We start from the raw sequence: 21,471 nt of genomic DNA, 5'->3' as shown, positions 1-21,471 counted from the left end.
CGCTCGGGCACCCGTCCGGAAGGGGCTGCATGGCGGCCCGCCAAACGACTCTGGGTCAGGGTGGAGGGGTCAGGGTGGAGACGACCGAGAGTCGTTGGGAGCGCGGGCAGTGGTCCAGCAGTGCCAGCGCCCTGCCATCGACCGGACCAGTCCAATTTCGCGGACTTAACGCACCATCCCCGATTGAGCCACCCATTGTTCGGTGAACTGCGACCCATCATTCGGTGTTCAAACGGCCGGCGGGTGCGCCGATGCGCTCCATCCGGGCCGTGGCGCCTCGGAGGCGGGAGGCGCTTCCCTTGCGGAAGCGAGCAGCGTCACGGCGGATTTCCAGCCGGACGCAGCCCGCAGCGGGGCGCGCCGCCGTCGTTGGCACACGGCGCGTAAATGGTTCGAACGTCCGCTTACGGCGAGGCCGAGGCCCCGCCGAACGCTGCCGCGCACCCGCTGCCCAGAGACGTCGAAAGGACTGCCTCATGGCCTCCGAGCACCTGCTCCGCGCCGGGGCGCTCGCGTTCCTGCTCGCCATGCCGTCCCCGTGGCTCGCGGCGCAGCAGCCCGCCGCGGCGCCCGCCGCGGCGCCCGCCGCCCCCGCGCCGGCCGAGCCCGCCGCCGCAGCCGCCCCGGACGCCGCCGCGCCCGAACCCACCGCCCCGCCCGGCGACCCGGCCATCGGCCGCGATCTCTTCATCGGCGCGCGCGCGCTCCGGAACGGCGGCGCGCCCTGCGGCGCCTGCCACGCCATCGGCGGCGAGGGCTCCGCGTTCGCCGCGTCGTTCGGCCCCGGCCTGCGCGCCAGCTTCGACGGGCTCGACGCCGCCGCGCTGGACGGCCTGCTGTCCGACCCGCCCTTCCCTTCGATGGTCCCCGTCTACGCCGGCCACCCGATCGATCCGGACGAGCGCGCCCACCTCTCCGCGTTCCTGCTCGGCGCGGCGGGGAAGCTGGAGCCGGGCGCCGGACGCGCCGGGTGGATCGCCGCGCTGATCGCGCTCGCCTGCCTCGCCGGCATCGGCCTCGGCGCGCGCCGCATCCCGGGCTCCGCCCGCGCCGAGCTGGTCGCCCGCGCCCGCCTCGCGCCGCCGCCCCGGCGGACGCGGCCTTCACAGCCCACCCGGCCCGCGGCGTCTGCCACGGAGGCCGCACCGACCGCGCCGGCGAAGGCCACGCGCGCGCAGGGAGGAGTCCGATGAGCTGGATCGAGGACGTCATCGCCCCGTCGCAGCGCACCTGGGAGGACCTGTACCGGAGCCGCCACCAGGTGGACAAGGTCGTCCGCAGCACGCACGGCGTGAACTGCACCGGCGGCTGCTCCTGGAACATCCACGTGAAGAACGGGATCGTCGCGCTCGAGACGCAGGCGCTCGACTACCCGCGCTTCTCCTGCGAGGTGCCGGGCTACGAGCCGCGCGGCTGCCAGCGCGGGATCTCCGCCTCCTGGTACCTCTACAGCCCGCTGCGCGTGAAGCACCCGTACCTGCGCGGCACGCTCATGGACCTGTGGCGCGCCGCGCGCAAGGCGCACGCCGACCCGGTGGACGCCTGGGCTTCGATCGTGGACGACCCCGCCTCGCGCGCCGCCTACCAGCAGGCGCGCGGCCAGGGCGGCCTGCGGCGGGCGAGCTGGGAGGAGGCGCTCGAGCTGGTGGCGGCCTCCACCATCCACACGCTGAAGCGCCACGGCGCCGACCGCATCGTCGGGTTCTCGCCCATCCCCGCCATGTCGATGCTGTCCTTCGCCGGCGGCTCGCGCTTCCTGCAGCTCCTCGGCGCGGTGAACCTGTCCTTCTACGACTGGTACTGCGACCTGCCCAACGCGTCGCCCGAGGTGTGGGGCGAGCAGACGGACGTGGCCGAGAGCGCCGACTGGTATCACTCCAAGTACATCGTCTCGATGGGCTCCAACGTCGGGATGACCCGCACGCCGGACGTGCACTTCCTGGCCGAGGCGCGCCACGACGGCGCCAAGGTGGTGGTGCTCTCGCCCGACTACAGCATGACCTCGAAGTACGCGGACGAGTGGCTGCCGGTCCACGCCGGCCAGGACGGCGCGTTCTGGCTGGCGGTGAACCACGTCCTCCTGAAGGAGTTCCACGCCGACCGGCAGGTCCCGTTCTTCGCCGACTACCTGCGCCGCTACAGCGACGCGCCGTTCCTCGTCGAGCTGGAGGAGCAGGACGGCCAGGTGACCCCGGGCCGCATGCTCCCGGCGAGCCGGCTGGAGCGCTACGCCGGCGAGGAGCACGGAGACTTCAAGTTCCTGGTATGGGACGAGACCGCGGACGCGCCGCGGATGCCGCAGGGCACGCTCGGCTTCCGCTGGCAGCAGAAGAAGGGCCAGTGGAACCTGGAGATGAAGGACGGCGTGGACGGCGCGGCGCTCTCGCCGCGCCTCGGCCTCCTCGAGGCGCACGACGAGGTGGCGCAGGTGTCGTTCGTGGATCACGCCACCGGCCGGGTCTCCCGGCGCGGCGTGCCGGTGCGGCGCATCCCCACCGCGCGCGGCACCGTGACCGTCACCACCGTCCACGACCTCCTCTTCGCGCGACATGGCGTGTCGCGCGGCCTGCCGGGCGACTACCCGGCGAGCTACGACGACGCGGACGCCGCCTACACGCCCGCCTGGCAGGAGCGCCACACCGGCCTGGACCGCCGCGACGTGATCCGCTTCGCGCGCGAGTGGGCCGGCACCGCGGAGCGCACCAAGGGCAAGTGCTCCATCATCATCGGCGCCGGCGTGAACCAGTGGTTCCACGCCGACCTCGCCTACCGCGCCGCCATCACCGGCCTGGTGCTGTGCGGCTGCGTGGGCCGGAACGGGGGCGGCCTCAACCACTACGTCGGCCAGGAGAAGCTCGCGCCGGTCGCGCCCTGGCAGGCGCTCGCGTTCGGCCTGGACTGGTCGCGCCCGCCGCGCCTCCAGAACGCCCCCAGCTTCCACTACGTCCACTCCGATCAGTGGCGCTACGAGGGCGCCGCCGACCTCGGCCAGCTCGACCCGGCGCGGAACGGCCACCCCCTCACCCAGGGTCACACGCTCGACCACCAGGTCCGCGCGGTGCGGCGCGGCTGGCTGCCGTTCTTCCCGCAGTTCGACCGGAGCCCGGCGCAGGTGGTGCGCGAGGCCGAGGCGGCCGGGGCGCGCAGCGACGCCGAGGTGGTGGAGCACGCGGTGCGCGAGCTCCGCGACCGGAAGCTCCGCTTCGCGGTGGAGGACCCGGACGCGCCGGCGAGCTGGCCGCGGCTGTGGTTCATCTGGCGCGGCAACGCGCTCATGTCGAGCGCGAAGGGGCACGAGTACTTCCTGCGCCACTACCTGGGCACGCGGCATGGCACGGTGGCGCCGGAGGTGGCGAAGGGCGCGGTCTCCGAGGCGACGTTCCGCGATCAGGCGCCGGAGGGGAAGCTCGACCTGGTGGTGGACCTGAACTTCCGGATGGACACGACGGCCCTCTACTCCGACGTCATCCTGCCGGCGGCGAGCTGGTACGAGAAGGACGACCTCAACACCACCGACATGCACTCCTTCATCCACCCCTTGCAGGCGGCGGTGCCGCCCTGCTGGGAGTCGAGGAGCGACTGGGACATCTTCAAGGCGCTCGCCGAGAAGGTGAGCGCGCTCGCCCGCACGCACCTGCCGGAGAAGGTGCGCGACCTGGTGGCGACGCCGCTCATGCACGACACGCCGGCGGAGCTGGCGCAGCGCGAGGTGCTCGACTGGAGCCGCGGCGAGTGCGAGCCGGTGCCGGGCAAGACCATGCCCGGCCTCGCGGTGGTGGAGCGCGACTACGTGCACCTCCACGACCGCTTCGTCTCGCTCGGCCCGACGATCCGCACCGCCGGCCTCTCGGCCCACGGGATCAGCTGGCCGGTGGACGACCTGTACGACGAGCTGGTGCGCACGCGCCCCACGGTCGAGTGGGGCGGCGCGCGCTACCCGTCCATCGCCGAGGCGCGCGACGCGGCCAACGCCATCCTGCACCTCGCCCCCGAGACGAACGGCGAGTCGGCCTGGCGGGCGTACCATGCGGAGGAGAAGAAGGTCGGGCTCCCGCTCGCGGACCTGGCCGAGAAGACCCGCGGCGTGCGCATCACGTTCGAGGAGCTGGCGCGCCAGCCGCGGCGGCTGCTCGACAGCCCGTGCTGGACCGGGATCACCGGGGGCGGGCGGACGTACTCGGCGTACTGCCTGAACGTGGAGCGGCTGGTGCCCTGGCGGACGCTCACCGGGCGGCAGCACTTCTACCTCGACCACCCCGGCTTCATCGCGTTCGGTGAGGCGCTGCCCACCTACAAGCCGAAGCCGGAGCGCGACGCGGTGCGAGACCTCACCGCCCCGACCGGCGACGCGGGCCAGGCGCTGACGCTCAACTTCCTGACCCCGCACGGCAAGTGGGGCATCCACTCCACGTACGGCGACAACCTCCGGATGCTCACGCTGTCCCGCGGCATCCACCCGCTGTGGGTGAACGACGAGGACGCGGCCGAGATCGGGCTCGCCGACAACGACTGGGTCGAGGTGGTGAACGACAACGGCGCGGTGGTGACGCGCGCGGTGGTGAGCGCGCGCATGCCGCGGGGCGTCTGCTACCTGTACCACGCGCCGGAGCGCACCATCGGCGTCCCCCGGTCGCCCTCGCGCGGCGGCCTGCGCGGCGGGAGCCACAACAGCCTCACCCGCGTCCGGCTGAAGCCCACGCTGATGATGGGCGGCTACGGCCAGTTCTCCTTCGCCCTCAACTACTGGGGGCCCACCGGCAACAACCGCGACACCTACGTCCGCGTCACCAAGCTCGAGGGCGAGCCGCAGTGGTGACGGCGGCCCGGCCGAGGACCCCCATGAACGTCCGCGCGCAGATTTCGTCGGTGTTCCACCTCGACAAGTGCATCGGGTGCCACACCTGCAGCGTCGCCTGCAAGAACCAGTGGACCGACCGGAAGGGCGTCGAGTACGCGTGGTGGAACAACGTGGAGACCCGGCCCGGCACCGGGTACCCGGTGCTCTGGGAGGACCAGGAGCGCCACCAGGGCGGCTGGAAGGTCGAGGGCGGTGAGCTCTCGCTCCGCCAGGCCAGCCCCGGCGCCTCGCTGGGCCGGCTGTTCCACAACCCGAACCTGCCGGTGCTCCAGGACTACTACGAGCCCTGGACGTACAAGTACGACGACCTGTTCACCGCGCCCGCCGGCGACGTGCAGCCCACCGCGCGGCCGGTGTCGCTGGTGGACGGCAAGCCCATCGACATCGCCTCCGGGCCGGCCTGGGACGACGACCTGGGCGGCTCCGGCACCTACGCCGCGAACGACCCCGGCCTGGCCGTGCTCACCGAGGCGGAGCGGACGCAGCTGTTCGACCTCGAGCGGATGGTGTTCTTCTACCTGCCGCGCATCTGCAACCACTGCCTGAACGCGGCCTGCGTGGCCGCCTGTCCCTCCGGCGCGATCTACAAGCGCGGGGAGGACGGCGTGGTGCTGATCTCGCAGGACGTCTGCAAGGGCTGGCGCATGTGCGTCTCGGCCTGCCCGTACAAGAAGGTCTACTTCAACTGGGAGACGGGCAAGTCCGAGAAGTGCATCCTGTGCTACCCGCGGCTCGAGGCGGGCGAGGCGCCGGCGTGCTTCCACACCTGCGTCGGCCGCATCCGCTACCTCGGCGTGCTGCTCTACGACGCCGACCGGATCGCGCAGGCCGCGTCGCGCCCGGACCAGGACCTGGTCGCGGCGCAGCGATCGCTCATCCTCGATCCCTCCGACCCGGCGGTGATCGCGGCGGCGCGCGCCAGCGGCGTGCCGGACGCGATGGTCGAGTCCGCCCGGCGATCGCCGGTGTACCGCTTCGTGAAGGAGTGGGAGATCGCGCTGCCGCTCCACCCCGAGTACCGCACGTTGCCCATGCTGTTCTACGTGCCGCCGCTCCTCCCGGCGCTCGCGCGCTCGGCGTCCGATCCGGACGGCAGGTTCTTCACCTCGCTCGAGTCGGCGCGCCTCCCGCTCCGCTACCTGGCCGGCCTGTTCGGCGGCGGGAACGAGGCGGTGGTGGAGGCCGCCTACCGCCGGCTCATCTCGGTGCGCGTGCACCGCCGCGCCGGCCAGGTGGGCGACGTGAGCCCGGCGCAGGCCGCGGCCGCGCTGGAGGCGGCCGGGCTCCGCGCCGAGCAGGCGGACGAGATCCACCGCATGACCACGCTCGCGCCCATGGAGGAGCGGATCGTCATCCCGCCGATGGCGCGCGAGGCGGAGACCGAGCCGACCGTGGAGCCGCAGTCGCGCTCGGCGAGCGGGCTCGGCTTCCTGCGCCCGCTGGGGAGGTGAGCCGATGGAACGCACGCACGCCGAGCTCTGCCGCACCCTCTCCGCGCTGCTCTCCTACCCGACCGGCGACGCCGCCGCGCTGGCGCACGAGGCGCGGGGCCTCGCCGGGCCCGGCCCCGCCGCCGCGGCGCTGGGCCGCTTCGAGGGCGCCGCCCGCGAGGCCGGCCGCGAGGGGCTGGAGGAGCTGTACACCGCCGCGTTCGACCTGCGCCCGGCCTGCGCGCCGTACCTGGGCGCGCAGCTGCTCGCCGAGGACAGCCCGGTGCGCGGCCCGCTGCTCGCGAAGCTCGCGGAGGTCTACGCCGCCGAGGGCTACCGGCCGCGCGAGGAGCTGGCCGACCACGTGGCCGAGGTGCTCGGGTTCCTCGCGGTGGCGCGGCCGGGCCCGGTGCGCGACGACCTGGTCCAGGACGGCCTCGCGCCGGCCCTCGACAAGATGATCCACGCGTTCGCGGATCGCGCGAACCCCTACCGCGAGCTGCTGGTGGCGGTGCGCGCGGTGTTCGCCGCGCCGGCCGCCGCCCGGCCTCGCGGCGCGGAGGCGAGGCCATGAGCGACACGTTCCTGTTCGCGGTCTTCCCCTACCTCGCGACCGTCTTCGCGGTCGGCGGCGCGATCTACCGGCGGCGGGCGCTGGGCGGCTCGGTGAGCGCCCGCTCGTCGCAGCTCATCGAGGGGCGCGCGCTGCGCTGGGGCTCGATCGCGTGGCACCACGGCATCCTCGCCATCCTGGCCGCCCACCTGCTCGCGGCGGTCGCGCCGGGCGCCTGGGGCCGGCTGCTCGGCGCGCCGGCCCGGCTGTACGCGCTCGAGATCACCGGGATGGCGCTGGCGATGCTGGCGGTGTTCGGGATCGCGCTCCTGCTCGTGCGGCGCACCGCGCTGGCCCGGCTGACGACGCCGATGGACTGGGTGGTGCTCTCGCTGCTGCTCCTGCAGGCCGCGACCGGGCTGTGGATCGCCTACGCGCTCCGCTGGGGCGGCCTCTGGTACCTGCACACCGCGGCGCCGTGGCTCGCCTCGCTCGCGACGCTCTCGCCGCGGGTGGACGCGATGGCGGTGCTGCCACCGTTGGTGAAGGTGCACGTGGTGAACGCGTTCCTGCTGCTCGCGCTCGTGCCGGTGTCGCGCCTGGTCCACGCCACCAGCCTGCCGCTCACATACCTCTGGCGCGCGCCGCAGCGGGTGGTGTGGCGCCGAGCGCCCTCCGCGGCGTCCCATGACGCGAGGTGACCGATGAGCCCCGTCCCCGCCCCGGCGCCCGTTCCCGAGCCCGTCACGCCCCCGCGCCGCCGCGCGCGCCTCATCACGCAGTGGGACCCGGAGGACCGCGCCTTCTGGAGCGCCGCGGGCCGCCGGGTGGCCCGCCGCAACCTCTGGCTGTCGATCTTCGCCCTGTTCCTCGCGTTCGCGGTCTGGATGGTGTGGAGCGTGGTGGCGGTGAAGCTGCCCGCCATCGGCTTCCGCTTCACCACCAACCAGCTCTTCTGGCTGGCCGCCCTCCCCGGCCTCTCCGGCGCGACGCTGCGCATCTTCTACGCGTTCGCGGTCCCGGTCTTCGGCGGCCGCCGCTTCACCGCGCTCTCCACCGCCTCGCTGCTGCTGCCGGCGATCGGCATCGGCGTCGCGGTGCAGGACCCGGACACCTCCTACTCGACGTTCCTGGTGCTCGCGCTCCTCACCGGCCTCGGCGGCGCGAACTTCGCCTCGAGCATGTCCAACATCAGCTTCTTCTTCCCGCGCGCGGAGAAGGGCACCGCGCTCGGCCTGAACGCCGGCCTCGGCAACCTGGGCGTCTCCGGCGTGCAGCTCGCGGTCCCGCTGGTGGTGGCGGCCGCGCTGCTCGGCCCGCTCGCGGGCGGGCCGCAGGCGCTGCCCGGCGGCAAGCAGGTCTGGCTGCAGAACGCCGCGTTCGTGTGGGTGCCGCTCATCGTGGTCGCATCCGTGCTCGCCTGGTTCGGCATGGACGACCTCGCCAGCGCGAAGGCCTCCTTCCGCGAGCAGTCGGTGATCTTCCGGCGCAAGCACAACTGGCTCGTGTCGCTGCTGTACCTCGGCACGTTCGGCTCGTTCATCGGCTACTCCGCCGGCCTCGCGCTGCTCACCCAGGCGTCCTTCCCGGCGGTGGACCCGACCCGGTACGCGTTCGTGGGGCCGCTGGTGGGCGGCCTGGCGCGGCCGGTGGGCGGGTGGCTCGCGGACCGGCTGGGCGGCGCCCGGGTGACGCTGGTCACGTTCCTGGTGATGGGGCTCGCGGCGGTGGGCGTGCTCCTGGCGCTGCCCCGCGGCGGCGGGCCCGGCAGCTTCGGCGGCTTCCTCGCGGCGTTCGTGGTGCTCTTCACCGCGACCGGGATCGGGAACGGCTCGGTGTACCGGATGATCCCGGTGATCTTCTCCACCTTCCACCAGCGGCGCGCCGGCACCGATCCGGTCGCGCTGGCCCAGGCGCAGAAGGACGCGCTCCGCGAGGGCGGCGCGGTGGTCGGCTTCGTCTCCGCCATCGCCGCCTACGGCGCGTTCTTCGTGCCGCGCACCTTCGGCATGTCGGTGGAGCTGACCGGCGCGCCGCACGGCGCGGTGCTGGCGTTCGTGGCCTACTACGCGGGCTGCATCGCGCTGGTGTGGTGGTACTACGCCCGGCCGCGGGCCGAGATCCCGGCGTGACGGTGCCGTGCCGGGGCGACGCGCCGCCGCGCGCCCCGGCTCACCGCCGGCCGCCCTGCGCCCCCATCCGCGCGAACGCCGCCGCGAGCCCGTCCACGCGGGCGAGGTAGGCGCCGAGCTCGTGATCGCCGCAGCGCTCCCCGGGCGCCGCGGCGAACCCGCGCCGCGCGAACGCGGCGCCGCGCTCGCGGCCGCACAGGTGGATCACGGCGGCGAGCCGGCGCGCCTCGGCGGGCCCGGCGGTGCCCGACCCGGCGAGCGCGTCGGCGGCGCACACGTGCAGCCACGCGGCGGTCATCTCCACGGCGTGGCTCGGCACGGTGCGCAGGTAGAGCGCGTTGAACCAGCAGGCGTCGGGGTCCCACCAGGCGCCGTCGCGCGCCACCCGGTGATCGTGGATGCAGAGCCGGCGCGCCTGCGCGTAGGTGCCGTCGGTGATCTGGAGGATCCCGACCGCGCTGGAGGCGGGCGCCCACACGCGCAGCGGATCCGTGGTCCAGCGCCAGCGCCAGTAGGTCCGCGCCAGCGGGTCGCCCGCGCTCTCCAGCTGCACCAGCGCGGCGAGCACCTCGGGCCGCACCAGGTCGGTGGCGTGCGCCTCGAAGAGCGGGCCGTACTCGGCCCAGGTCTCGGCGGGCGCCTTCGGCGAGGTGGGCACGACCGCGCCGAGCAGCTCGGTCGGCTTGCGCACCACCTGGACGGCCAGGTTCACCACGAGGAGCAGCGCGACGGCGAGGAGCGCCCAGGCGGCCACCGGCAGCTCCGCCCAGCGCCGCGCCGCGAGCCAGGCGCGAGCGCGCGCGATGACGCCGCGCCGCGCAGACCCGCGTCCGCGGCCGGACCGCCGCCGCCCCGTCCTCCCCGAGCCCCGCGCCCGCCGCCGCGCCATGGCCGCATGCTACCGCGGACCGGCCCGGCCTCCGCGCCACGACAGGGCGCTCAGACGAACAGGTCGCCCGGCAGCGCCGGCGCGCCCGGGTTCACCTGCCGGTACACGTCGAGCAGCGTCCCCACCGCGCGCCGCCCCGCCTCGCCCAGATCCACCGAGAACGCATTGACGTACAGGTCGATGTGCTGGCGCATCACCGCCTCGTCCATCTCCTGCGCGTGGCACCGGACGTACTCGGTGACCAGCGGGCGCCGGGCCAGCGCGTGCTCGGCGCTGGCACGCACCAGGCGCTCGAGCTTGCCCAGCACCTCCGGCCCGAGCGTCCGGCGCGCCACGATGCCGCCCAGCGGGATGGGAGACCGGGTCCGCGACTCCCAGTGCTCGCCCAGGTCCATCAGCCGCTCGAGCCCCTTCGCCCGATAGGTGAAGCGGCCCTCGTGGATGATCACGCCCGCGTCCACCGCGCCGGAGAGCACCGCCCGCTCGATCTCCGAGAAGACCATGAACTGCTTGTGCGCGGCGCCCGGGTACGCGAGCGAGAAGAGCAGGTGCGCGGTCGTGTTCCGGCCCGGGATGGCGACCCGCATCCGCGCCGGGTCGAACGCGCCCAGGCCGGGCCTCGCGACCAGCAGCGGCCCGACCCCGAGGCCGAGCGCGCCGCCCGACGCGAGCACCGCGTACTCGCGCGCGACGAGCGGCAGCACCCCGTAGCTGATCTTGCTGACGTCGAGCCGCCCGGCGAGCGCCCACTCGTTCAGCGTCTGCACGTCCTCGAGCCGGACGTCCAGGTCGAGCCCCTCCGCGTCCACGGCCCCGTTCACCAGGGCGTCGAAGATGAACGTGTCGTTCGGGCAGGGCGAGAAGCCGAGCGTGAGCCTCATGCGGCGCGGTCCTCCGCGCGGCCGGCGCGGCCGCGGGCCGGGCATCATACGCCCCGGCGCGCGGGCGTGCAGCGGTCCTTGCGTCCAGCGGTCCTTGCGTCCAGCGGTCCTTGCGTCCAGCGGTCCTTGCGTCCAGCGGTCCTTGCGTCCAGCGGGTCCTTGCGTCCAGCGGGTCCTTGCGTCCAGCGGGTCCTTGCGTCCAGCGGTCCTTGCGTCCAGCGGGTCCTTGCGTCCGGCGGGTCCTTGCGTCCAGCGGGCCCTTGCGTCCAGCGGGCCCTGTTCTGGAGGCGGGCCGCTAGGTCGGCGCTCCGGGCATTCGCGGCGGTGCTCGCTCCGCAAGGCCCGGGACGTGGAGGGATGGCCGGAACCGGGGCCGTGGGATCGGTCGAGCCGACGCACCGGACGGGCCAGCCGCGCACTCGGGGCCGGCACCGGCGGATCCGGTGCCAGCGCAGCGGCTGTCCACGGCGGTGCATTTCTAGGATCCTGGGGACGTGCCGTGGGCTTGCTGCGCTGTGCTCCGGCGCGAACGCCCAGATCGCCTCCGGTGGCGGCCTGACGTGGATGGGGGGCGTGGGCGCAGCGGATCTCGCGCACAGCGCCCTCGAAACATTCGAAGCCGCCAGTACGGCCCCCGTCCGCCAAGCGGACGCCCTCGCCCGCGACCGCGACTGTCAGCGCAGGCGCAGCACGCGACGCTCACCTCACGCGCGCGTGCCGCAGCCGGGCGTGCGCGGCGAGCACTGTCTGAGGCCGCGTGTCGCGAAGCGATACACGCGGCCGAGTTTGCGAGCGCGCCCAGCCGCGTCGGACGCCGTCCGCGCGCGTCCTACGACTGAAGTCCCGCGCCGAGCATTCCGGCTCCACGTCGCGAGAGCGGGCGAGGGCGGGAGCGCCCACGAGGACCCGCACCCACCGCCACCCGGCTTCGAGAGGACGCGGCCCCCGCTTACCCGTCGACATGCACAGGGCGAGCGAATGACCCGAGCCGGCAGAACTCGGAACGCCGCCGGCTCAGGCCGTGTCGCGCAGGTACTCGCGGATGAGCTCGTCCATCGCCTCGGTGCGGCGTCCGGCGTCGAGCACGATGACCGGCGCGGGCGGCTGCGGCGCGCCCTCGCGCGCGAAGTCGGTGAGGACCGCGAACGCCCGCCGCCAGCCCTCCGGATCGGCGGTCGGCCGCGCGACCGTGACGGTGCCCGCGGCCAGCAACGCGAGCACCGCGTCCGCGCCGGACTGCGAGCAGGCGATCAGGCCGAGCGGATCGCCCCGGCGCACGCGCCGCAGCACCGCCGTCTCCGCGTCGCCCAGCGCCACGCCCGGCGGCGCCCCGAGCTGCAGCTGGACGGCGCCGAGCGCGCCCAGGCGCCCGCCGCGCCGCAGCACCGTCCGGAGCCGCTCCGCCAGCAGGGCGTCGAGCCAGGCGCCGTGCCCGGCCTCGGGCGAGGGGCCGCCGCGCACGTCGCCCGCGAACGCCACGCCGATCTCGAGCGGCGCGGTCCGGCGGGCCCACACCACCTGGCCCAGCGCCAGCAGCGGCGAGCCCCCCGTCTCGATCGCGATCTGCACCAGCGCGCCCGGGCTCACCGGCCGCCGCGCCGTCAGGCGGCAGCCGCGGGCGGCGATGTCGAGCGTCTCGCCCGTCCACTCCGCCAGCTTCTCGGTGACGACCACCCGGCAGGCGAGCGGGATCCGCGCCAGCCGGCGACGCTCGTCGTTGCCCGATGCCATCCCGCCTCCTCGCACGCGGCGCCGGCCCTCCGGCCCTCGCTCCACTTGCTCAGCTTCCGCGGCGCCGCGGCATATCGCGGTGCGGTGTCACCGGATCGCGGCGGTGGGACGGTGTCGGGCGCACGGTGAGTGCGCCCCACGTTCCGGGGCGAGTCGCCACGCCGGTGGGGCAAGAGGCAACGGGATCAACCCCGCGCGAAGAACACTGCCGCCAGGGCGAGGCCGGTGGCGACGATCCCACGGCGGAGCCACGCCCCGGGGATGTGCCGCGCCGCGCGTGCCCCCAGGTAACCGCCCGCCGTCGCGCCCGCGGTCATCAGCGCCGCCTCCGGCCAGCGCACCAGCCCGCCCGCCGCGTAGAGCGCCACCGCGATCGCGGCGAGCGCGGCCGAGAGCAGGTTCTTCAGGCCGTTCATCGCGTTCAGGTCGTTCTGGCCCAGGAGCGCGAACAGCGCCAGCAGGAGCACGCCCAGCCCGCCGTTGAAGTAGCCGCCGTAGGCGCTCACCGCGAGCACGCCCGCCGCCGCCCAGCGGGCCGGGGATCCGGACGCGTCGTGCGCCGCGTGCGCGGCCTCGCCGCGCGCGGCCCGGAGCAGGCGCGGCGCGAGCGCGAACAGCGCGGTCGCGGCGAGCAGCAGCCACGGGACGAGCCGCCGGAAGGCTGGCGCCGGCGTGAGGAGCAGCAGCGCCGCGCCGGCCGCGCCACCCGCGAGGCCGAGCAACAGCAGCGCGCGCAGCGAGAGGCCCGGCGGCGGCCGGATGTCCTCGCGGAAGCCCCAGGTGCCCGACAGGTAGCCGGGCAGGAGCGCCACCGTGCCGGTCGCGTTCGCCACGATGGGCGAGGCGCCCACCACCACCAGCGCCGGCAAGGTGAGGAAGCTTCCCCCGCCCGCGACCGCGTTGAGGGCGCCCGCCCCGAAGGCCGCGGCCGAGAGCAGCGCCGCCTCGGCGAGGGTCATTCCCCCACCTCCGCGCGAGCCCGCGCAGGCCGAACGCGCACGGCTGGCGCGCCCAGATCGCCGATCACTTCACCCAGCGTCCGAGGGCGCCGCCCGGCCCGCCCCTCCGAGTCCTGGGCACATCCCTCTGACGACACAGGCATTCTCTCGCTCCAGCGAACGGGGAGTCCGGCGGGTTCGGATCGACCGGCCCCAGCAGGGTGACCGATTCGTCGTGCTAGCGTAGCGCGCTCGCGCTTATTTTGCGTGTCCCGCAAGGTATTTTTTGCGTTCACTCCGCGTCACCAGCCACGGAGCACCATCCATGACCAAGCTGTTGGGTACCCTGCTTCTCTGTGCACTTGCCCTGCCCGCCGGGGCAGCCGACTCCGTCAAGATCGCCGTCACCGGGCCGTTCAGCGGCGGGTCCGCGCCCATGGGCGCCTCGATGCGGGACGGCGCGAAGCTCGCCGTCGCCGAGATCAACGCCGCCGGCGGCGTCCAGGTCGGCGCGCGCAAGCTGAAGATCGAGGTGGTCGAGCGCGACGACGAGGCCAAGAACGAGCGCGGCGCGCTCATCGGCCAGGAGCTGGCCTCGATGGCCGACCTCGCCGGCGTGATCGGCTCGGTCAACACCGGCGTGGTGATGGCCGGCGACAAGCACCTCCAGGAGAAGGGCATCACCAAGATCATCACGCCCGCCGCCGGCTCGGCCTCGATGACCCAGTGGGCGAAGGGCGCCGAGGGGCCGAAGACGCTCTCCATCTTCCGCTTCGCCGCGCACGACGGCATCCAGGCCGCCATGGTGGTCGAGGAGGCGATCAACCGGAAGTTCACCAAGGTCGCGCTCCTGCACGACTCCACCAACTACGGCGTGTCCGGCCGCGACGACCTGCTCCGGCAGATCAAGCTGCAGGGCGACAAGCTCCAGGTGATCGCCACCGAGAAGTTCAACATCGGCGACAAGGACATGACCGCGCAGCTGCTCCGCGCCAAGGCCGGCGGCGCGCAGGCGATCCTGATCTGGGGCATCGGGCCCGAGCTCGCCGTGGCCGCGAACGGCATGGCCAAGCTGAACATCAAGGCGCCGCTCATCGGCGGCTGGACGCTGTCGATGTCCAACTACATCGACAACGCCGGGAAGAACGGCAACGGCACGCTCATGCCGCAGACGTTCATCGAGGAGCCGGTCACGCCGAAGGCGAAGGCGTTCATCGAGGCGTACCACAAGGCGTACGGCGTGACCCGGATCCCGTCGCCCGTCTCCGCCGCGCAGGGCTACGACGCCGTCCACCTGTTCGCCGCCGCGGTGAAGCAGGCCGGCACCACCGACAGCCGCAAGATCGCCGAGGCGCTCGAGGACCTGAAGGAGCCGGTGCCGGGCGTGATCGCGACCTGGATCCACCCGTACACGAAGTGGGATCCGTCCAACGTCGAGACGCACGAGGCGTTCCGCCGCGGGCAGGTGGTGATGGGCATGGTCAAGGACGGGCGCGTGGTGTTCGCGAACGAGTCCGACCGCGCCCGCCTCGCGCAGGGCGCCCAGAAGAAGATGTAGCCGCGCGGGTGCGCGGGGAGGAGTCCCCCTCCTCCCCGCGCCCGCAGGCCTCTCCCCCGCCTCCCCGAGGACCAGACCCGCGTGCCAGCGTCGATCATCGCGCAGATGGCCATCAGCGGGGCGTTGATGGGGCTCGTCTACGCCCTCATCGCCTACGGCTTCCAGCTCACCTACGCCACCAGCAAGAGCCTCAACTTCGGCCAGGGCGAGCTGGTGATGGTGTCCGCCTTCTTCAGCCTGACGCTGCTCGACCTGGGCGTGCCGTACTGGCTCATGGTGCCGGGCGGCCTCGTCTTCGGCGCGCTGCTCGGCCTCGCGGTGGAGCGCGCCGGGGTCCGGCTCGCGCTCGAGCAGAGGAGCGAGGGCTGGATCCTCCTCACCATCATCCTCGGGCTGTTCCTGTTCTCCGCCGCCGAGAACGTGTGGGGCCGCGACGACCGGCCGTTCCCCACGCCCATCTCGTCCGACCCGATCCACGTGCTCGGCGTGGACGTGACGCCGCTCGAGCTGTCCGTCGCGGTGGGCGTGCTCGCGGTGATGGCGCTCATCGAGGTGTTCAAGCGCCGGACGCTGCTCGGCAAGGCGTTCGAGGCGGTGTCCGCCGATCGCGACGCGGGCGAGCTGATGGGCATCTCCGCCACCCGCACCGTGATGCTGTCCTACGCGCTCTCCGGCACCGTCGCGGCGCTCGCCGGCATCCTGGTCTCGCCCATCACCACCGTCGGGCCGACCATGGCGTCCGCGCTGGTGCTGAAGGCGTTCTCGGTCGCGGTGGTGGCCGGGCTCGACTCGGGCTTCGGGGTGGTGCTCGTCGGCGTGCTGCTCGGCGCCCTGGAGAGCCTGGCGAGCTTCTACGTGGGCAGCGGCTGGCGCGAGGCGCCCGGCCTCGCCCTCCTCATCCTGGCCCTGGCCGTCCGCCCCACCGGCGTGTTCGGCAAGGCCGCCATCCGCAAGGTCTGACCGGAGCCGCCCATGCTGAGACGACTGCTCCTGGTCCGCGGCGCCGAGGTGGTGCTGTTCGCGCTGCTCGCCGCGGTGCCGCTCGCCGTGCACAACCCGTACGCGCTCGGCCTGCTCACGCTGCTCGCCATCTACGGCATCCTGCTCATCGGCCTCGACGTCACCGTCGGCTACCTGGGCCAGGTGAACCTGGCGCACGCCGCGTTCCTGGGCCTGGGCGCCTACACCGCCGGCATCGCGGTGACGAAGCTCGGCCTGGGGCTCGTGCCGGTCCTCCTCCTCGCGCCCACCGTCGCGTTCGTGATCGGCGCGCTGCTGGCCCTGCCCTCGCTGCGCCTGGAGGGCCCGCAGTTCGCGCTCGCCACGCTCAGCTTCCTGGCGCTCACCACCACCGCGCTGAACGAGCTGGAGTGGCTGACCGCCGGCGCGCAGGGGCTGAGCCTCGACCGGCCGCCGCTGCTCGGGCACGACCTCAGCCCGCGCGACTTCTACTGGCTGTGCATGGTGCTGCTCGCCGCCGTCTGGTGGGCCATGCGCAACCTGCTCTCCTCGCAGTGGGGCCGCGCGTTCGAGGCCCTCCGCGACAGCCCCATCGCCACCGACGCCATGGGCGTCGGCACGTACCGCCACAAGGTGGCCGCGTTCGCGTTCGGATCCGGCCTGGGCGGCCTGGCCGGCGCGCTCTACGCGTTCAACTTCGAGTACCTGCAGCCGCAGTCGTTCGTGTACGAGCTCACCATCACGCTGCTGCTCGGGGTGGTGCTGGGCGGGCGCAAGAGCCTGTGGGGCGCGTTCGTGGGCGCGACGCTGGTGGCGCTGCTCCCGAACCTGCTCTCCAACCGCGTCCTGTTCCAGGTGTTCTCGGGCCTCGGCCTGGCGGTGGCGCTCGTCGCCGGCGGCCGCGGCCTGGCTCGGCGCACCCTGCGGCCGTTCCAGGCCATCGCCCCGGCCGTCGCCACCGGCGCGCTGGTGGTGGGCGGCATGGTGGTCGAGAACACCGAGGACTGGCGCAAGGCGATCTTCGCGCTGATGCTGTTCGCGGTGGTGGTGGGCCTGCCCGAGGGGCTGATGGGCTTCGCGGGCAAGTTCCTGGCGCGGCTGTTCCGCGTCGCCCCGCCGCCGCTCCCCGCCCCCGCCCCGCTGGACCACGTCCTGCCGCCGCGCACCGCCGACGGCGCCGCCATCCTCGAGCTGCGCGACCTGAAGCGCCACTTCGGCGGCGTGAAGGCGGTGGACGGCGTGAGCCTGACCGTGCGCGCCGGCGCGGTGCACGGCCTCATCGGCCCGAACGGCTCCGGAAAGAGCACGCTCGTCAACGTGGTCTCCGGCCTGTACACGCCCAGCTCCGGCGAGATGACGCTCCGCGGGAGGCCGCTCCCCGCGGGCAGCCTGTTCCAGACCGCCCGCACCGGCGTCGCGCGCACGTTCCAGAACCTGCAGCTGTTCGTCGGGCTCACCGCCCTCGAGAACGTGATGGTGGCGCTCCAGGGCGTCTACCGCGCGCCGCTCCCGCTCGTGCTGCTCGGCCTCGGCCGCGCCGAGGAGCGGCGGGCGCAGGCCGACGCGCTCGCGCTGCTCGACTTCGTCGGGCTCGCCGACCAGGCGCGCACGCCGGCCAGGGACCTCACCTACGGCGCGCAGCGCTTCCTCGAGATCGCCCGCGCGCTGGCGCGGCGCCCGGAGGTGCTCATCCTCGACGAGCCGGCGGCCGGCCTGGCCCACCCCGACGTGGTGAAGCAGGTGGAGCTGATCCGGCGGATCCACCAGCGCGGCATCACGGTGGTGCTCATCGAGCACCACATGGACGTGGTGACCTCGCTCTGCAGCACCGTGACCGCGCTCGACGGCGGCCGGCCCATCGCCGAGGGCACGCCGGACGAGGTGAAGCGCAACCCCAGGGTGGTCGAGGCCTACCTCGGCAACGTGGCGCCCGAACCGGCGCCCCAGCCCGCCGCCGGCGCGCCGGCCTGACACGGAGCCCCAGATGCTGGTCGTCGAGGATCTCTACGCGGGATACGGGCTGAGCGAGGTGCTGGTGGGGACCTCGCTCCAGGTGAAGCCGGGCTCGGTGGTCGCGCTCATCGGCGCGAACGGCGCCGGGAAGACCACCACCATGCGGGCGGTGTCCGGGCTGCTCCGGCCCGCGCGCGGGCGGGTGCTGCTCGACGGCGCGCCGGTGCAGGGGCAGGCGGCCTCGCGGATCGCGCGGCTCGGCCTCGCCCACGCGCCGGAGGGGCGCAAGGTGTTCGGCCCGCTCTCGGTGGAGGACAACCTGCTGCTCGGCGCCTACCGGCGGCTGCCGCGCTTCTTCGGCTTCCACGGCCGGGCCGCGGCGGACCTGGAGCACGTCTACGAGCTGTTCCCCCGCCTGAAGGAGCGGCGCCGGCAGGCCGCCGGCACGCTGTCGGGCGGCGAGCAGCAGATGCTCGCCATCGGCCGCGCGCTCATGGCCCGGCCCAAGGTGATGCTGCTCGACGAGCCGTCGATGGGGCTCGCGCCGGTGATCGTCCAGGAGGTCTTCCGGACCATCCGCCGGCTCAAGGCCGAGGGCATGACCATGCTGCTCGTGGAGCAGTTCGCGAAGACCGCGCTCGAGGTCGCCGACTACGCCTACGTGATGGAGCGCGGCCGCATCGCCATCGAGGGGACGCCCGCCGAGCTCGCCCGCGACGAGCGCGTGCTCGCGGCCTACCTCGGGTGAGCGCGCCCCCGGCCGCGGCCGCCGTGGCCCCGCGCGCGCGAGGCGCGGCCGCCGCCTACCTGTTCCTCGCGCTCGCGGCCGCGTCCTGGTCCGGCAACTTCGTGGTGGGCCGGGCGGTGCACGGCCGCGTGCCGCCGGTCGGCCTCGCGTTCTGGCGCTGGGCGGTGGCGCTCGCGCTGCTCCTCCCGCTGGCGCGGCGCCCGCTGACGGCGCAGTGGCCGACGATCCTCCGCGCGTGGCGGATCGTCATCCCGCTCGGCATCCTGGGCGTCGGCAACTTCAACCTGTTCGTCTACCTCGGCCTCACCCGCACCACCGCCACCAGCGCGCTCCTGCTCCAGTCGGCCTGCCCCGCGTTCATCGCGGCGCTCTCGCCGCTGCTGGGCGGCGGCCGCCCGGGGCGGCGGCAGGTGGCGGGCATCGCGGTCTCGCTCGCCGGCGTGCTGGTCATCCTGGGGCGCGGGACGCTGTCGGCGCTCGCCGGGCTCGCGTTCGGCCCCGGTGACCTGTGGGTGCTCGCCGCGGTGCTGAGCTGGGCCCTCTACACCCTGCTCCTCGCGCGCCGGCCCGCCGGCGTGGACCCGCTGGCGCTGCTCGCGGCGCTGGTGGCGGTGGGCGTCGCCTGGATCGCGCCGTTCTACGCCTGGGAGCTGGCCTCGGGCGCGCGGATGGCGCTCGACGGGGTGACGGTGGCGAGCGTGGCCTACGTGGCGGTGTTCGCCTCGGTGCTGGCCTACCGGCTCTGGAACGAGGGGGTCGCGCGCGTGGGCGCGAACCGGGCCGGCCCGTTCATCCACCTCATGCCGGCCTTCGGCTCCCTGCTCGCGGTGGCGCTGCTCGGCGAGGCGTTCCGGCCCTTCCACCTGGCCGGCCTGGCGCTGGTGCTCGGCGGCGTGACGCTCGCCGGGACCTCCGGGCGCCGGGGGCGCGCCACCGCCTGACCGCGCCGCCGGTCCGGCCGGTCCGGACCGATCGGCCGGCCCGGGCCAGCGCCGGCCCGCCCGGCCGCCGGGCGCCGCCCGCGGGCCGCTGCGGGAAGGTGTTGCGTCCGGGGCCGGGGGTGAGATATCCGCCGGGCGCGGGGACGACGGGCTGGACGCCGGTCCCCGGAGCGAGGACAGCCCATGGGTCGCATCTTCGAGACGCGCAAGGCCACCATGTTCGCCCGGTGGAACAAGATGGCGAAGGCCTTCACGCGCATCAGCAAGGACATCGCCATCGCGGTGAAGGGGGGCGGCCCGAACCCGGACAACAACCCCGCCCTGCGCCGCGTGCTGCAGAACGCCCGCCACCTCAACATGCCGAAGGACAAGGTCGAGGCCGCCATCAAGCGGGCCAGCGGCCAGGATCAGCAGGCGTACGAGGTGGTGGTCTACGAGGGCTACGCGCCGCACGGCGTCGCGGTGATGGTCGAGACCGCGACGGACAACGTGGTCCGCACCGTCGCGAACGTGCGCATGCACTTCAAGAACAACGGCGGCAACATGGGGAACACAGGCAGCGTGGCGTTCCAGTTCCGCCGCATGGGCGTGTTCCGCCTCGCGCCCGAGGGGATCGACCAGGACGCGCTCGAGCTCGACCTCATCGACCACGGCCTGGAGGAGATGGGCGAGAGCACCGGCGAGAAGGGCGAGAAGCTGCTCGTCATCCGCTGCGCGTTCGAGAGCTTCGGCCAGCTCCAGGCCGCCCTGGAGGAGCGGAAGCTCAACGTGCTCTCGGCCGAGTCCGAGTACGTGGCGCAGACGCCGGTGCAGCTCGGTGAGGAGCAGGCGCGCGAGGTGCTCGAGCTGGTGGACGCGCTCGAGCAGGACGAGGACGTCCAGCACGTCTTCCACAACCTGGCGTAGGCTCCCGGCAGGTCAGCGGGGCGCGCCGGCGCCCTCGACGGCCCGCGTCCCGACCTCGTACGCGAGCCGGAGCGCCTCGCGGAGCACCGTGAAGCGCTCCCGCTCGCGCAGCGCCGGGCAGAGCCGGATCAGCTCCCGGACCTCCGCGTCGAACCGGGTGGCGATGGCGAGCCGGCTGGCCTCGACCCGCTGCAGGTCGGCCTCCACCCCGAAGTACGCGAACAGCCGCGGCAGGTCCAGCGTCCGCACCGCCTCCAGCGCTCGTCCCATCGCCTGGCACCTCCGCGCGCCGGAGATGCGCGGTGCGTGCCAGCGCGGCCCAGCCCGCGAAACCGCGCGATGCGGCCGCGGCCGACGCGCCGGCGTCGCCTCGGCGACGCCGGATGCCGGATTTCCGGGCAGCGCGCGCCCGTCAGGCCGGCGCGGCGGCGCCCTCCGCCGCGACCGCCTCGGGCGGTTGCGCTCCCTCTTCGGAGGCGTCGCCCGGCACGTCCGCCCGGGCGTCGCCGGCGCGCTCCGGCTCGGGATCGCCCGCGGCCAGGACCCGGTCCAGGTCGAGCAGGAGCACGAAGCCGCGCCCCACCTTGCCCATGCCCACCAGGTACTCGACGCTCACGCCGGTCCCGAACGACGGCGAGGGCTCGACCTCGTCGGCGCGGAGCGCCACCACCTCGTTGACCGCGTCGGCCAGCACCCCGAGCGTGAGGCGGCCGCCCGTCACCTCCACCTCGACCACCAGCACGCAGGTGAAGCGCCCGGGCCGGGAAGCGGACCCGCCGAACTTCACGGCCAGGTCCACCACCGGCACCACCGCCCCGCGGACGTTGAGCACCCCGCGGACCGAGGGCGGCGTGCCCGGCACCCGGGTGATCTCCTCGTGCTGCAGGATCTCCCGGACCTTCAGGATGGGGACCGCGTAGTCGATCCCGTCGATCCGGAACGACAGGTACTGCGCCTGCTCGCCCGCCGCCTCGACCGCGTCGCGCATGGCCG

The 21,471-nt window shown here is 74.2% G+C and carries 18 protein-coding genes; 12 read left to right on the top strand and 6 right to left on the bottom strand.

All coding sequences use genetic code 11. The features are described from left to right. Window positions 1-476: 476 nt before the first annotated feature. From A2CP1_RS08935 to A2CP1_RS08910, 6 genes are read left to right on the top strand one after another with little or no spacing between them, the layout of a single operon-like run. Complete coding sequence (locus tag A2CP1_RS08935; RefSeq protein WP_012633046.1) at window positions 477-1,193, top strand: hypothetical protein; 717 nt, start codon at window positions 477-479, stop codon at window positions 1,191-1,193. Continuing rightward, on the top strand, window positions 1,190-4,816 hold the full coding sequence (locus A2CP1_RS08930; protein WP_012633045.1) for a nitrate reductase subunit alpha: 3,627 nt from the start codon (window positions 1,190-1,192) through the stop codon (window positions 4,814-4,816). The genes A2CP1_RS08935 and A2CP1_RS08930 overlap by 4 nt, the downstream gene beginning before the upstream one ends. A gap of 23 nt (window positions 4,817-4,839) precedes the next feature. Continuing rightward, window positions 4,840-6,309 (top strand): nitrate reductase subunit beta, encoded by a 1,470-nt coding sequence (narH, locus tag A2CP1_RS08925; RefSeq protein WP_012633044.1) that lies wholly within the window; start codon window positions 4,840-4,842, stop codon window positions 6,307-6,309. A 4-nt stretch (window positions 6,310-6,313) separates the two neighbouring features. Next, window positions 6,314-6,862, top strand: a complete 549-nt coding sequence (locus A2CP1_RS08920) for a nitrate reductase molybdenum cofactor assembly chaperone (protein WP_012633043.1) — start codon at window positions 6,314-6,316, stop codon at window positions 6,860-6,862. Then, on the top strand, window positions 6,859-7,542 hold the full coding sequence (locus tag A2CP1_RS08915) for a respiratory nitrate reductase subunit gamma (RefSeq protein ID WP_012633042.1): 684 nt from the start codon (window positions 6,859-6,861) through the stop codon (window positions 7,540-7,542). The genes A2CP1_RS08920 and A2CP1_RS08915 overlap by 4 nt, the downstream gene beginning before the upstream one ends. A gap of 3 nt (window positions 7,543-7,545) precedes the next feature. Continuing rightward, the gene (locus tag A2CP1_RS08910) at window positions 7,546-8,973 is read left to right on the top strand and encodes a NarK family nitrate/nitrite MFS transporter (protein WP_012633041.1); all 1,428 of its coding nucleotides are present in this window, start codon (window positions 7,546-7,548) and stop codon (window positions 8,971-8,973) included. Window positions 8,974-9,013: 40 nt separating this feature from the next. Here A2CP1_RS08910 and A2CP1_RS08905 read toward each other — a convergent pair whose 3' ends face one another. The 4 genes from A2CP1_RS08905 to A2CP1_RS08890 form a co-directional block, all read right to left on the bottom strand. Then, a complete protein-coding gene (locus A2CP1_RS08905) occupies window positions 9,014-9,727 on the bottom strand; it encodes a hypothetical protein (protein ID WP_012633040.1) in 714 nt (237 codons plus the stop codon). A 185-nt stretch (window positions 9,728-9,912) separates the two neighbouring features. Next, window positions 9,913-10,743: a 1,4-dihydroxy-6-naphtoate synthase gene (locus A2CP1_RS08900; RefSeq protein WP_012633039.1), complete on the bottom strand. Its 831-nt coding sequence runs from the start codon at window positions 10,741-10,743 to the stop codon at window positions 9,913-9,915. A gap of 1,014 nt (window positions 10,744-11,757) precedes the next feature. Further along, window positions 11,758-12,474 (bottom strand): PilZ domain-containing protein, encoded by a 717-nt coding sequence (locus tag A2CP1_RS08895; RefSeq protein WP_012633038.1) that lies wholly within the window; start codon window positions 12,472-12,474, stop codon window positions 11,758-11,760. Window positions 12,475-12,659: 185 nt separating this feature from the next. Next, window positions 12,660-13,433 (bottom strand): sulfite exporter TauE/SafE family protein, encoded by a 774-nt coding sequence (locus tag A2CP1_RS08890; RefSeq protein WP_012633037.1) that lies wholly within the window; start codon window positions 13,431-13,433, stop codon window positions 12,660-12,662. A 304-nt stretch (window positions 13,434-13,737) separates the two neighbouring features. Between A2CP1_RS08890 and A2CP1_RS08885 the strand changes: the two genes are divergently transcribed. From A2CP1_RS08885 to A2CP1_RS08860, 6 genes are all read left to right on the top strand, one after another. After that, window positions 13,738-14,970 carry an ABC transporter substrate-binding protein gene (locus A2CP1_RS08885; protein WP_012633036.1) on the top strand — a complete coding sequence of 411 codons (1,233 nt, stop codon included), beginning with the start codon at window positions 13,738-13,740 and terminating at the stop codon, window positions 14,968-14,970. An 81-nt stretch (window positions 14,971-15,051) separates the two neighbouring features. Further along, window positions 15,052-15,930: a branched-chain amino acid ABC transporter permease gene (locus tag A2CP1_RS08880; protein ID WP_012633035.1), complete on the top strand. Its 879-nt coding sequence runs from the start codon at window positions 15,052-15,054 to the stop codon at window positions 15,928-15,930. Between the two features lie 12 nt (window positions 15,931-15,942). After that, window positions 15,943-17,901, top strand: a complete 1,959-nt coding sequence (locus A2CP1_RS08875) for a branched-chain amino acid ABC transporter ATP-binding protein/permease (RefSeq protein WP_012633034.1) — start codon at window positions 15,943-15,945, stop codon at window positions 17,899-17,901. Between the two features lie 13 nt (window positions 17,902-17,914). Next, the gene (locus tag A2CP1_RS08870; RefSeq protein WP_012525743.1) at window positions 17,915-18,631 is read left to right on the top strand and encodes an ABC transporter ATP-binding protein; all 717 of its coding nucleotides are present in this window, start codon (window positions 17,915-17,917) and stop codon (window positions 18,629-18,631) included. Beyond that, window positions 18,628-19,572, top strand: a complete 945-nt coding sequence (locus A2CP1_RS08865) for a DMT family transporter (protein WP_012633033.1) — start codon at window positions 18,628-18,630, stop codon at window positions 19,570-19,572. Before A2CP1_RS08870 ends, A2CP1_RS08865 begins: the two co-directional genes overlap by 4 nt. A gap of 183 nt (window positions 19,573-19,755) precedes the next feature. Continuing rightward, complete coding sequence (locus tag A2CP1_RS08860; RefSeq protein ID WP_012525741.1) at window positions 19,756-20,478, top strand: YebC/PmpR family DNA-binding transcriptional regulator; 723 nt, start codon at window positions 19,756-19,758, stop codon at window positions 20,476-20,478. Between the two features lie 12 nt (window positions 20,479-20,490). On the opposite strand, the gene nifW is transcribed toward A2CP1_RS08860, so the two are convergent. Both nifW and A2CP1_RS08850 read right to left on the bottom strand, forming a co-directional pair. Next, entirely contained in the window at window positions 20,491-20,748 is a 258-nt protein-coding gene (gene nifW, locus A2CP1_RS08855; protein ID WP_012633032.1) for a nitrogenase-stabilizing/protective NifW family protein, read from the bottom strand. 142 nt (window positions 20,749-20,890) lie between these two features. Then, window positions 20,891-21,466, bottom strand: a complete 576-nt coding sequence (locus tag A2CP1_RS08850; protein WP_012633031.1) for a chemotaxis protein CheW — start codon at window positions 21,464-21,466, stop codon at window positions 20,891-20,893. Between the last annotated feature and the right edge of the window lie 5 nt (window positions 21,467-21,471).

The sequence above is a fragment of the Anaeromyxobacter dehalogenans 2CP-1 genome, from assembly GCF_000022145.1.
GTDB classification, from domain to species: Bacteria; Myxococcota; Myxococcia; order Myxococcales; family Anaeromyxobacteraceae; genus Anaeromyxobacter; species Anaeromyxobacter dehalogenans.
Note: the sequence above shows the minus strand (reverse complement) of the source record. Positions and strands in the feature narration are given on the sequence as shown.